This is a genomic window from Algihabitans sp. (genome assembly GCF_965226985.1).
In the GTDB taxonomy this organism is placed as follows: domain Bacteria; phylum Pseudomonadota; class Alphaproteobacteria; order Kiloniellales; family DSM-21159; genus Algihabitans.
Window position 1 is genome coordinate 21,128 of the sequence record NZ_OZ245712.1, and the last position, 11,826, is coordinate 32,953.

The 11,826-nt window shown below is 65.9% G+C and carries 10 protein-coding genes; 2 read left to right on the plus strand and 8 right to left on the minus strand.

All coding sequences use genetic code 11. The features are described from left to right. Window positions 1–25: 25 nt before the first annotated feature. The 6 genes from pth to pgeF form a co-directional block, all read right to left on the minus strand. The gene (gene pth / locus ACO054_RS00085) at window positions 26–781 is read right to left on the minus strand and encodes an aminoacyl-tRNA hydrolase (RefSeq protein WP_421708404.1); all 756 of its coding nucleotides are present in this window, start codon (window positions 779–781) and stop codon (window positions 26–28) included. 57 nt (window positions 782–838) lie between these two features. Next, window positions 839–1,495 (minus strand): 50S ribosomal protein L25/general stress protein Ctc, encoded by a 657-nt coding sequence (locus tag ACO054_RS00090; protein WP_421708405.1) that lies wholly within the window; start codon window positions 1,493–1,495, stop codon window positions 839–841. A 128-nt stretch (window positions 1,496–1,623) separates the two neighbouring features. After that, a complete protein-coding gene (locus ACO054_RS00095) occupies window positions 1,624–2,580 on the minus strand; it encodes a ribose-phosphate pyrophosphokinase (protein ID WP_421708406.1) in 957 nt (318 codons plus the stop codon). Window positions 2,581–2,767: 187 nt separating this feature from the next. Then, window positions 2,768–3,706, minus strand: a complete 939-nt coding sequence (locus ACO054_RS00100) for a hypothetical protein (RefSeq protein ID WP_421708407.1) — start codon at window positions 3,704–3,706, stop codon at window positions 2,768–2,770. Window positions 3,707–3,842: 136 nt separating this feature from the next. Further along, the gene (locus tag ACO054_RS00105; RefSeq protein ID WP_421708408.1) at window positions 3,843–4,994 is read right to left on the minus strand and encodes a M24 family metallopeptidase; all 1,152 of its coding nucleotides are present in this window, start codon (window positions 4,992–4,994) and stop codon (window positions 3,843–3,845) included. A 114-nt stretch (window positions 4,995–5,108) separates the two neighbouring features. Then, on the minus strand, window positions 5,109–5,879 hold the full coding sequence (pgeF, locus tag ACO054_RS00110; RefSeq protein ID WP_421708409.1) for a peptidoglycan editing factor PgeF: 771 nt from the start codon (window positions 5,877–5,879) through the stop codon (window positions 5,109–5,111). A gap of 503 nt (window positions 5,880–6,382) precedes the next feature. Between pgeF and ACO054_RS00115 the strand changes: the two genes are divergently transcribed. Further along, window positions 6,383–7,171, plus strand: a complete 789-nt coding sequence (locus tag ACO054_RS00115) for an MOSC domain-containing protein (RefSeq protein WP_421708410.1) — start codon at window positions 6,383–6,385, stop codon at window positions 7,169–7,171. Between the two features lie 183 nt (window positions 7,172–7,354). Beyond that, window positions 7,355–8,596 (plus strand): NupC/NupG family nucleoside CNT transporter, encoded by a 1,242-nt coding sequence (locus ACO054_RS00120; RefSeq protein ID WP_421708411.1) that lies wholly within the window; start codon window positions 7,355–7,357, stop codon window positions 8,594–8,596. A gap of 18 nt (window positions 8,597–8,614) precedes the next feature. Here ACO054_RS00120 and uvrB read toward each other — a convergent pair whose 3' ends face one another. Both uvrB and ACO054_RS00130 read right to left on the minus strand, forming a co-directional pair. Further along, a complete protein-coding gene (uvrB, locus tag ACO054_RS00125) occupies window positions 8,615–10,741 on the minus strand; it encodes an excinuclease ABC subunit UvrB (protein WP_421710398.1) in 2,127 nt (708 codons plus the stop codon). Window positions 10,742–10,951: 210 nt separating this feature from the next. Continuing rightward, a complete protein-coding gene (locus ACO054_RS00130; protein WP_421708412.1) occupies window positions 10,952–11,821 on the minus strand; it encodes a universal stress protein in 870 nt (289 codons plus the stop codon). Between the last annotated feature and the right edge of the window lie 5 nt (window positions 11,822–11,826).

Here is an 11,826-nt window from a genome sequence, read left to right on the forward strand (position 1 = left end):
GCTTTTCCGTAGTCCCGTCTCGCGATTAATTCTTGGTCTTGCCGCCGAGCTGGCCCAAGGCTCGCTTCAGCGCCTGCGCCAGCAGGCTTTCGCGCTCCTCCGCAGCGTTGGACTCCATCTCTCCGGCGAGATGGCCGGCCGTCTCGTTCGCCTGAGGCTGAGCCGCTTTGCGCGGCTGCGTCTCGGCTTTTGACGCGGTTTTCTTCGCCTTCGGTGGGCTCACTTCCTGGTTTACCCGGCTCATGAAGGGACCGTCGTCACCTTCAACCAGCAACTCGGCGTGGCGCACCAGCGCGTCAAGCAACAGCTCCAGCCAGGCGTCGTCGGCCTTTGCGAAATCGCTCAGAACCCAACCATGCACGGCGTCCTTGCGGCCGGGATGGCCGATGCCCAGGCGAACCCGTTTGAAATCCGGACCGATATGCTGAGCAATCGAACGCAGGCCATTATGGCCGGCCGCGCCCCCGCCCAGTTTCACCCGCAGCTTGCCAGGCGCGAGGTCCAGTTCGTCATGCAGCACAATGACCGATTCGGGCGTCAGCTTGTAGAAGCGCAGGGCCTCCCCCACTGATCGACCGGACTCATTCATATAAGTCAGGGGTTTAAGGGCCAGAACCTTTTGGCCGCCAAGCCGGCCCTCGGCCACGCCTCCCTGGAAGCCCTTGCGCCAGCCGGAAAAGTCATGGCGCCGGACGATTTCGTCCAGCGCCATGAAGCCGATGTTGTGGCGATTGCCGGCATAGCGGGGGCCGGGGTTCCCCAGGCCAACCAAGAGCAGCATGGTGCCTTTTGCCTCCGCACGCCGGTCCGTTCCAGCGGTGGCTGCGAAGCGAGGATCCTACTCCTCGGTCTCCGCCTCGCCGGCATCCTCGCCTTTACCCTCGGGGGCAGCTTCGCCGCCCTCTTCGGCGGAGGCCTCTTCCGCCACATTGGGTGCGGCGATCGTGGCGATGGTGAAGTCGCGATCCGTGATGGTCGGCTCTACGCCGTCGGGGAGAGTGACTTCGCTGATGTGCAGCGATTCGTTGATCTCCTTACCGGTCAAGTCCACCTCGATACTGTCGGGGATGGCATCCGCCCGACAGCTCAGCTCCACTTCGTGGCGGACGACGTTGAGAATGCCGCCCCCCTTGAGCCCGGGAGCCGCTTCCTCGTTGACGAACTGAACGGGGACCGCAACGGCGACGCGAGAGGCACCCGTGACGCGCAGGAAGTCTGCGTGAATCGGGAAATCGGTGACCGGATCGAGCTGCAGATCGCGAGGCAGAACCTTCTCCGTTCCGCCGCCCTCGACCTTGATTTCGTAGACCGTTCCGAAGAAGGCGGCGCGAGCGGCCTGCTTCCGGATGACCCGATCTTCGATCATGATCATCGAAGGGGTCTTTTTGCCGCCGTAGATCACGGCCGGTACCATCCCGTCACGCCGCGCGGCTCGGGCGGTCCCCTTTCCGGCCCGGTCGCGCGGCTGAGCCGGCATCGTATGCGCGTCGCTCATCGCTGTGTCTCCTCAGATAGCTTCTTAAGCTGTCCGGCGGACGTCGGTCCGCCGCAGAACGTGCGTCAGGCCTCCAGGGGTGCCCGATGCGGTGAAAGAGCGTGTGTATAAGCGGCTGGGCCGCGATTTCAAGCGAACTTGCGTGCCGGCGGCTCGTCGAAGAGGCTTGAGACCGAGCGTTCGTCGCTGATTCGCCGCATCGCCTCACCCAACAGCGGGGCAATGGTGAGCTGCCGGATGTTCTGCGCGACGCGTACGGCTTCCGTCGCCGGAATGCTGTCGGTCGTCACCAATTCGGTCAAGGGCGAGGCGGAGACGCGGGCCACCGCGCCGCCCGACAGAACGCCGTGGGTCACGTAGGCAGACACCGAACTCGCTCCGGAATCCATCAAGGCGACCGCCGCGTTGCAGAGCGTCCCGGCGGAGTCCACGATGTCGTCGACCAGTACGCAGGCACGGCCCTTCACGTCGCCGATGATGTTCATCACCTCGGACACGCCGGCGCGCTCGCGACGTTTATCGATGATTGCCAGATCGGCATCCAGGCGGCGGGCGATCGCACGGGCGCGCACCACGCCGCCCACGTCCGGCGAAACGATGGTCAGCGCCTGGCCGTCGTACTTGCGCAGCATGTCGTTGGTGAAGACCGGCGCGGCGAAAAGGTTGTCGGTCGGAATGTCGAAGAAGCCCTGTATCTGTCCCGCGTGCAGGTCGAGGGTCAGAACCCGGTTGGCGCCGGCCGTGGTGATGAGGTTGGCCACCAGCTTGGCCGAAATCGGCGTCCGCGGGCCCGACTTCCGATCCTGCCTGGCATAGCCGTAGTAGGGGATGACCGCCGTCACACGCCGGGCCGAGCCGCGCCGCAAGGCGTCGAGCGCGACCAGCAATTCCATCAGGTTGTCGTTTGCGGGGTAGGAGGTCGACTGAATGACGAAGACGTCCTCGCCGCGCACGTTCTCCTCGATCTCGACGAAGATCTCCATGTCGGAGAAGCGCTTCATCGATGCCTTGGTCAGCGGCAGGTTGAGATACGCGGAGATGGCTTCGGCCAGTGGCCGATTGGAGTTGCCGGTCAGAATTCTCATCGGGTCCACGGTCCAGCTGGGCGCTTGCCGCGCGGCTGCCATGGCTTCCTGCCCCGGCCCGCGCGCGGCGGACAATATCAACCAGTCACGAAGCTGTAAACGAGCTGTGGCCGCCTCGGGATACGATTCTGGGGGCTGCGTGGCGCCTGCCGCGGGCAAGCCCTTGAAACGCCTTCGCGTACCCTTTTCAGCGCGGTTCCGAGGCGGCTTGCTCGATCAGGTCCAGCAGGCCGTCCGCCGCGTAGTCGGCCACCTGACGCGCGATCTGACCCCAGCGGCCGTCCAGCTGCCCGGCCGGAATGCGGTTGCTTTGGGCCACCCGCCCGATCTCGCGTCCGGTCCCCTCATCGGTCGCAGCGCTGTCTCCAGCGCCGGCGGCGTCTCCGGCTGACGATTCCAGCAATCGCCAGGTAATGGTCGCGCGTTCGGCGCCGGGCCCGTCGGGCTGCACCTCGACGCGCCCGGCCACCAGCAAGTCTTGCGGTTCCGGGTCGCGCGCCAGCGGTACGTCGCGGTCCTCCAACTCGGCGCGAAGCGCGGTCGGCAAGCTGTCCGCTCCGTCGCCGGGGGCGCCAGAGATGGGCAGGACCACGACCCGTGCGCCGGGGAAGCCGGGCAAGGCGACCTGCTCGATCGGGGCGGGCGCAAGTTGATAGGCCAGATCGGCCGCGACCCCGTTGGCCAGGGAGGTCAGTACCTCGCGAGGGCTTGCGTCCCAGGCGGCGGCCGGAACTTGCCGTGCGCCCGCACTGCTGGCGAGCGGCGTTCCGTCCGGCTCGCTCACCTCCGCGACCAGGGCCAGCTCCGCCTGCTGGCCCGCCGGATCCAGCCGTGCCCGCGTGACGACCACCCGGTTGCCCGGATCGCCGCTGGTTGTCGCTCGCAGTCCCTGTGCCTCAAGGGCGTTGGCCAGCGCCTCCGCGAAAGCGCCGCCGCTCGACCCGATGCCGCTGGCCGGCAGGACGTAGAGCGTCTGGCGCGCAGCCAAGGCCTTGAGGTCGACCGCCTTGCCTTCGGGTTGAAACGGCCGTGGTAGCTGTCCGCAAGCCGGCAGCAATGCCGTCGAGGCCAATGCCAGCAGCAGGCACAGCAGTGGGCCCCGCAAGCGGGTCGGCGAGGGTCGCATCGTCAGAGCATTACGCAGGTGGCGAGCATCCCGAGCATGAGAAAGGCGGCGAAGAGGATGATGTGGGGCACGTCGCGTCTGGCCTCGCTGCGAGGGCTGCTCCGGGTGACGCCAAAGTATCTGGTGACGTCAGAGTCTACTGCAAATCGAGGTCGAGCGATGCCTGCGACAGGGTCTCGGACGCCGTTTCGCCGATCAGCGAGCTGCGGCCCAGGGTCATCGCCAGTCCGGCCTCACTGTCGAAGATAATGATATGGACGAAAAAGACCATGCCTGGGCGCAGAACCACTGGGTTGCCGTGATAGAGCATCGGCCAGTCCATCCAGTTGGGCGCGAAGGTGGTTCCCATAGAGTAGCCGCAGGCATTCATGCGGGCTTCCCGGTACCCTGCTTTGTCGAGTGTAGCGGCGTGAGCGTCGAAGGCTTCCCCAACGGTATTGCCCGGTCGCAGTTTGTCTTCGACCGCGAGCAACGCGTCCTTGGCGGCGGCGTGCATCTCGCGCTGCTTGTCGGGACGGTCACCGATCGTCAGCGTCCGCATCATCGCCGCGTGGTAGTGCCGATAGACGCCCGCCCACTCCAGGGTGAGCTGGTCGTTCGCCTCCAGGTGCCGTCTGCCCGTGTGGTAGCGGCAGAGCAGGGCCTGAGGACCCGAGCCGATGATGAATTCGTTCGCCGGATCGTCGCCGCCGCCTCTGTAGATCGCGCCCTGCATCTCGGCCAGAATGTCGCCTTCGTAGCCACCCGGCTTGGCGAGGCTCTCGGCCGCGATCAGGGCTGCGTCTGCCAGTTCGCCGGCGCGACGCAGATAGGCGATCTCTGCCGGCGACTTCACCAGGCGCAGGCGGCTGACCAGCAGAGAGGCATCGGTCAGGCTGGCGAAGCCTGCAAGGGCCTCCTCCAGTCGCCGTCCGTTGGCAGCCGTCAGCCCATAGGCCTCGTATTCCACGCCGAGCTTGGCGCCCTTCAGGCCGCGCTCGTCCAGGATCTCGCGCAAGATTTCAGCGGGGTTCGCGTCCGGCAGGTCGACCCAGATGCGGATGTCGGAGATATCGCTGGTCTGCTGCGCCTGCCGCAGGTCGGGCGCGCGGGTCAGGAGCGTGGTCCGGCCGTCCGCTTCCAGAAGCAGGCATTGAAAGAAAACGTACCCGAAGGTGTCGTAGCCGGTCAGGTAGTACATCGACTCCTGGCGGAAGATCAGCAGGCCGTCGAGGCCTTGCTCCGCCAAGGCGCCACAGCTACGCGCCCGGCGTTCGGCAAACTCTTTTGCGTCGAAGTGCAACGGCATGTTCGGATCCTAAGGCAAGGGCGGTCGCGATTCTGGGTGGGACGGGCTCACGCGCCGCGACGGAGGCGATCTACCGACATGAGTTCGGGCAGAACTTTAAGAACAGGCCGGAACCTAGTCCTCGAGATGGATGACGGACAAGAGCCGACCGTAGTCCGGTTCCCCGGCCTTGGTGGCGCGCCGGTAGCTGAAAAATCGCTGGGGTTCGCCGCAGGTGTCGCAGGGCAGGACCTGAACGTTGCCGACCGCCGCCAGTTTGAGGCGGCGGGCTGCATAGCCTTTCAGGTCGAAGTGCAGCTTGTCCGCGGTTCTGGCCGAGGGGATGAAGAACTTGGCGTTGTCCGCATCCTGCTCCAGGAAGGGGGCGGAAAAGTCGGCACCGACCTCGTAGGAGCGTTGGGCGATACAGGGGCCGATGCTGGCAACGATGTCGTCCGCCTTCGCACCCAGGCGTTGCATTGCGGCGACGGTGGCCTCCAGCACGCCGCCGACGGCGCCTTTCCAGCCGGCATGGCAAGCGCCAACGACGCCGGCCTGCGCGTCGGCCAGCAGCACGGGGGCGCAGTCGGCCGCCAAAACGCCCAGAGCCACCCCTGTGCGCTTCGTCACCATACCGTCGGCACGTGGGCCCTGGCCGGTCTCCCAAGCTTCGGTCACCTCGACGACGTCGGCGGAATGGATCTGGTGAAGTGTCGCCAGCGCGTCGCCGGGTAGCTCCAGTTGGGCCATGGCTCGCCGTCGGTTTTCCCGTACGGCGGCCGGATCGTCATTGGAGCCGGGGCCGCAGTTGAGCGAGGCGTAGATGCCCTGTGACACGCCCCCTTCGCGCGAAAAGAAGGCGTGGCGAACGCCCGGCAGGTCGTTGATCGGTCCAATCGTCAGCATGACGGCAGTCTAGACCGGATTGCCAAGCCAGCCCATAGGGCGGTGGGGACCTGTCCCATCGGACTTGCCCCACGCGCCATCAGGTGTTCGGCACGCGCAGGCTCCGGAGTCGACACGATCCGGCTCCGCCGGGGCGCCGGAAGAAGAAAACCCCGCCGCGACTGGCGCGGCGGGGTCGGGAATATCCCGTGAAGTGTCAGGAGAGATCGATGCCCACGGTCAAGGACGAAGCCGGCGTCTGCCGGATCGGGCCCGTCGCGTGAAGCAACGCAAATCTAGGAGGTTAGATCTGATATTGCAACTCATTATCATTTGCAGGGTGAAAATTATCCAACTTGGACCATTCTGTGGCTTTGCTGCATCGCAACAGAGCGGTTGACTCGGACGCAGCGAGAGAGGCTTGATTTCATCTGATTGAAATAGAGTTCCGCAGGAGATGCCGACCGGATCGAAGCCGCCGCAAGACGCGGACCGGAGGCCGACAAGGCTGGAGGAGCCTGATCTTGGCTGAAATCGCCGCCATCTGGCGCTACCCTGTAAAGGGACTTGCCGGCGAGCGCCTGACCAGCGTGCCGCTGACGGCGGGTCAACTGCTGCCGCACGACCGTCGTTTCGCGCTGGCCCATGGCTCGACCCGCTTCGACCCCGGCGCGCCGGAATATCTGAAGCCCAGTAATTTCTTTCAGCTCAAACGCGACGAGAAGCTGGCGCAGCTTGGCCTGAGCTTCGAGGCGGAGAGCGGTCACCTGACGCTCACCCGCAAGGGCAAGCAGGTGGTGCGCGGAAAGGCGAACGACTCGACCGGTCGGCTGGTCCTGTCTCAGTTCCTGGCGACCTTTTTAGGGGAGACCGGGCGCGGCGTGCCGAAACTCGTGACAGCGGAGGGGCACGCCTTCACCGATCTCCCTGAGCGCCAGATTTCGCTCCTCAATCTCGCCAGCGTCCGCGATCTGGAACGGGTGGTTCGCGCCAAGCTGGATCCGCGCCGTTTTCGGGCCAACGTGTGGCTTGAGGGTCTGCCGCCCTGGGTCGAGTTCGGCTGGATCGGTCGCGGTATCGCGCTGGGCCCGAGCGGTCTCCGCCTCAAGGTGGCTGCAGCCATCGAACGCTGCGCGGCCACCAACGTCGATCCCAACACCGCCGAGCGCGACCTCAACATCCCGCTCAGCCTTCAGCGCGGCTACGGCCACCGCGATATGGGGGTCTACTGCGAGGTCCTGGACGACGGCGAGATCGCGGAGGGACAGAGCGTCGATGTGCCTGCGGAAGCGCGGGAAGCGCTGCCGTTCTGAGCGGCTGCATCGGGGCTACTCAGCCTGTTGCCCAGAGTAGGCGGGTTGTATCGACTCTGGCGCAAGGTGGCATATCTGCAGCAGAGTTGCTGCGACCGGCGGAATCGTGCGCGATGTTCGATGGGCGCGATCTGCCGGAGCCGCCGGGGGGCGGCTGAAACAGGGTGGGGGACGTCGGCCGGCATGGAACGCGTGCAGGCGCTGTTCGGCATTTTCGTCATCTTTGCCCTGGCCTGGCTGCTCAGCGAGAACCGGCGGGCAGCGCGGCCCTCGGCGGCGCTGATAGCCATCGGCCTGCAGATCGCCCTCGCCGGCCTGCTGCTCTACGTCCCCTGGGTGAAGGCGGCGCTGCTGCTGGTGAACGACGCTATCCTGGCGCTGCAGGCCGCGACCGAGGCCGGGACGAGTCTGGTCTTCGGTTATCTGGGCGGCGCTGTGCTGCCCTTCGAGGAACCCTATCCGGGGGCGGCCTACATTCTCGCCTTCCGCGGCCTGCCGCTGGTCATTCTGGTCAGTGCCCTGGCGGCGCTGCTGCTCTACTGGGGGCTGATGCAGCGGGTCGTGCGCGGTTTCGCGCTTCTGCTGGAACGTAGCCTCGGGGTCGGCGGTCCGGTCGGCTTCATCGCCTCCGCCAACGTCTTCTTCGGCATGGTGGAGGCGCCGCTCTTCGCCCGCGGCTATCTGGAGCGGCTGGACCGCGGCGAGCTGTTCATGGTCATGACCGCCGGCATGGCGACCATCGCCGGCACGGTGCTTGCGCTCTATGTCGCAATTCTCGGTCCGGTATTGCCCAACGCGGCCGGGCACTTGGTCACGGCCTCGCTGATCAGCGCGCCGGCGGCGCTTGCCATCGCCGCCGTCATGGTGCCGCGCGAGGGGCCGCCGACCCCCGGCCGGATCGAGGTGATCTCCGACGCGAACAGCAGCATGGACGCCGTCGTGCGCGGCACCCAGAGCGGCCTGAAGATCTTCCTCAGCATTCTGGCGATGCTGTTGGTGATGATCGGCCTGGTGCATCTGGTCGATGCCGCCCTGGGTCTGCTGCCCGACGTAGCCAGTGCGCCGCTGTCCCTAGGCAGGGTCTTCGGCTGGGTTTTCAGCCCTTTGGTCTGGCTGATCGGCATTCCCTGGGAGGAGGCGGTCGAAGCTGGGCGGCTGATGGGCCTGAAGACCGCACTCAACGAGCTGGTCGCCTACCTGGAGCTGGCCAAGCTGCCGGAGGAGGCCCTGTCCGAGCGCAGCCGCCTGATCATGACCTACGCCCTCTGCGGCTTCGCAAACTTCGGCAGTCTCGGGATCATGATCGCCGGGCTGGCCGCTCTGGCACCGGAGCGCCGCACCGAGATCGCCGGCCTCGGCCTGAAATCCATCGTCTCGGGAACCCTCGCAACGCTCTCCACCGGCGCCGTGGTGGGGCTGTTCTAAAAGGTGGCCGCCGTTGCTTTATCGCCCCCGACCGCGCCGGGCCTTGGGGCTCTTGCTTTTGGCGTGGGCGTCCGAGCGCATCAGGGCGGCGGCGAAGGAGTCCGGGTCGGTCTTCATGGGTTCGCGCCGTCCTCCCGACTTGCCACGCTTCTTGCGGCCTCCATTGCCGCGATTGTAGCCCGCGCCGATATCGCCCGTGCCATCCCAGACCGCCCGGTGCGGAATCTCCAGATCGGCGTTCTCCAGGCGCATGATCTCGTCGCGCAGGCTCGCCGCTTCCTCGAATTCCAGGTTGGCGGCCGCTTCCTTCATGCGCTTTTCCAACTCGGCGATGTGCGTCTTCAGGTCCTTGCCGACCAGCAGGCCCTCTTCCTGGCCGGTGCCGACGGTGACGTGGTCGCGCTCGTAGACCGATTGCAGGATGTCGGAGATCTGCTTCTTGACCGTGGCCGGCGTGATGCCGTGTTCAGCGTTGTAGGCCTGCTGCTTCTCGCGCCGCCGTTCGGTCTCCTCGATCGCGGCCTTCAGGCTGTCCGTCATCTTGTCGGCATAGAGGATGACCCGTCCGTCGACGTTGCGCGCTGCGCGTCCGATGGTCTGGATCAGCGAGGTGGTGGAGCGCAGATAGCCTTCCTTGTCGGCGTCCAGAATGGTGACCAGCCCGCATTCTGGGATGTCCAGGCCCTCGCGCAGAAGGTTGATGCCGACCAGCACGTCGAAGACGCCGAGCCGCAGGTCGCGGATAATCTCGATCCGCTCCAGGGTATCGACGTCCGAGTGGATGTAGCGCACCTTCAGGCCGGACTCGTGCAGGTACTCCGTCAGCTGCTCGGCCATGCGCTTGGTCAGGGTGGTCACCAGCACCCGCATGTTGCGGGCGACAGTGTCGCGGCATTCGGCGATCAGGTCGTCGACTTGGTTTTCGGTCGGGCGGATCAGGCAGACCGGATCGATCAGGCCGGTGGGGCGGATCACCTGTTCGACGAAGACGCCGCCCGTGCGCTCCATCTCCCAGCGGCCCGGCGTGGCGGAGACATAGACGGAGGGGGGACGCATGGCGTCCCACTCCTCGAACTTCAGCGGGCGGTTGTCGATGCAAGAGGGTAGACGGAAGCCGTATTCCGACAGGGTCGATTTGCGCGCATAGTCGCCCCGGTACATGCCGTTGAGCTGGCCGACCGTAACGTGGCTCTCGTCCACGAACAGCAGGGCGTCGTCGGGCAGGTATTCAAACAGCGTCGGCGGCGGCTCGCCCGGATTGCGGCCGGAGAGATAGCGCGAGTAGTTCTCGATGCCGGCGCAGGAACCGGTCGCCTCCATCATCTCTAGATCGAAGGTGGTGCGCTGCTGTAGCCGTTCGGCCTCCAGCAGTTTGCCGGCGGCGACGAACTCCTCCAGGCGGATCTTCAGATCCTCTTTGATCTGCTGGATCGCCTGAACCAGCGTCGGCCGTGGCGTGACGTAATGGCTGTTGGCGTAGACCTTGACCGCTTCCAGGGACTGGGTCTTCTCGCCGGTCAGCGGATCGAACTCGTGGATCGATTCGACCTCATCGCCGAACAGGCTGAGGCGCCAGGCCCGATCCTCGTAGTGGGCTGGGAAGATTTCGACCGAGTCGCCGCGCACCCGGAAGGTGCCGCGATGGAAGTTGCCGTCGTTGCGCTTGTACTGCAGCTCGGTCAGGTCGCGCAGAAGCTGCTTGCGGTCCAGCGTCTCGCCGCTGCGCAGGATGCGGGTCATGCGCGCGTAGGTTTCCGGCGCGCCGATACCGTAGATGCAGGAGACCGAGGCCACGATCACCACGTCACGTCGCTCGAAGAGGGCGCGCGTGGCGGAGTGGCGCATCCGGTCGATCTGCTCGTTGATCGAGGATTCCTTTTCCACGTAGGTGTCGCTGCGCGGAACGTAGGCTTCCGGCTGGTAGTAGTCGTAGTAGGAGACGAAGTACTCCACCGCGTTCTCGGGAAAGAACGAGGTCATCTCGGCGTAAAGCTGCGCCGCCAACGTCTTGTTCGGCGCCAGGATCAGGGTCGGCCGCTGCAGCGCCTGGATCACATGGGCCATGGTGAAGGTCTTGCCCGATCCCGTGACGCCCAGCAGCACCTGGTCGCGCTCGCCTTCTTGCAGGGTCTGCGTCAGCTCCATGATCGCCTGCGGCTGATCGCCGGCGGGCTCGAACTCGGAGGCGACGGCCAGTGGCGGCGACTCGTCGGAGGTCTGGTCGCGCGCCACGGCCAGCTCGCTCAGGAATTCTTGGTAGGCGTTCTCGGGCATGGCCCTAATGTAGAGCGTTGCCCCCTAGGCTGGCGAGGGCAGCGACGGATTTTTTCGTGATCCCTCGCGTGACGGGATCCGTCAGCGAAACAGCATCACCGGCACCTTGCAGAGACGCAGCATCGCCGTGGTGGTCGAGCCGATGAAGAGGCTACGCATGCGGGAGTGTCCGTAAGCGCCCATGACGAGCAGATCGATCCCCTCGGCCTCGACCGCTTCGGAGATTGCCGTTTCGGGCTGGCCGGGCAGGATGTCGGCCTGCACGCTGTAACCGCCGGCCTTCAGCAGCGCTTCGGCGTCCTCCAATCCCTTGCGGGTCTCCGCCGTTTCAGCCCCGACTGCCAACAGTCGGCACTGCAGGCCGGCGAACAGGCGGCTGCGGGCGACGTGGTCGACCGCCTTCATGCTGCTGGCGCCGCCGTCGTAGGCGATCAGGAAGCGCTCGATCGGCCGGAAGGCGCGCGAGGCGACGAAGACGGGCTTGTGGCAAGAGCGGACGATGCGTTCGAGGTTCGAGCCGAGGTGCAGCTTGGCGAAGTTGGCAGCTTCGCCGCGTTTGCCGATCATCACCAGATCGGCCTGGGCTTCGCTCTCGATCACCGTCTCGATGAGGTCGCCCAGTTTCAGCCGAGCCTGTACGGCGGTCACGCCGGCCTTCTCCAGGATCATCTGGGCGTCGTCCAGAATTGCCTGACCGCGCTTGCGCGCCAGCCTGGCCGTCTGCTCGTCCAGTTCGCTCAACTCCTCCAGCAGCGCGGAGCGCGCGCCCAGTGCGATGTTGCCGCTGAGATCAATCGGCGTCGCCGCCGTCTCGCGCCGTCCCAGAACGTGCAGAACCTCCACCGCCGCGTCGGTCCGTTTGGCGATCCAGGCCGCATGGTCGCACAGGCTGCGGGCGTAGACGGAGGCGTCGACGAGGGCCATCAGTCTGGTGTCGTGGCGTTCGGTCATGGGCG

Bases quoted from the DNA above. Each gene is read 5' to 3' on its own strand.
- ACO054_RS00105 (WP_421708408.1), bottom strand. From the start codon at position 4,994: ATGCCGTTGCACTTCGACGCAAAAGAGTTTGCCGAACGCCGGGCGCGT.
- ACO054_RS00120 (WP_421708411.1), top strand. From the start codon at position 7,355: ATGGAACGCGTGCAGGCGCTGTTCGGCATTTTCGTCATCTTTGCCCTG.
- ACO054_RS00100 (WP_421708407.1), bottom strand. From the start codon at position 3,706: ATGCGACCCTCGCCGACCCGCTTGCGGGGCCCACTGCTGTGCCTGCTG.
- ACO054_RS00090 (WP_421708405.1), bottom strand. From the start codon at position 1,495: ATGAGCGACGCGCATACGATGCCGGCTCAGCCGCGCGACCGGGCCGGA.
- ACO054_RS00130 (WP_421708412.1), bottom strand. From the start codon at position 11,821: ATGACCGAACGCCACGACACCAGACTGATGGCCCTCGTCGACGCCTCC.
- ACO054_RS00095 (WP_421708406.1), bottom strand. From the start codon at position 2,580: ATGAGAATTCTGACCGGCAACTCCAATCGGCCACTGGCCGAAGCCATC.
- pth (WP_421708404.1), bottom strand. From the start codon at position 781: ATGCTGCTCTTGGTTGGCCTGGGGAACCCCGGCCCCCGCTATGCCGGC.
- pgeF (WP_421708409.1), bottom strand. From the start codon at position 5,879: ATGCTGACGATTGGACCGATCAACGACCTGCCGGGCGTTCGCCACGCC.
- uvrB (WP_421710398.1), bottom strand. From the start codon at position 10,741: ATGGAGCTGACGCAGACCCTGCAAGAAGGCGAGCGCGACCAGGTGCTG.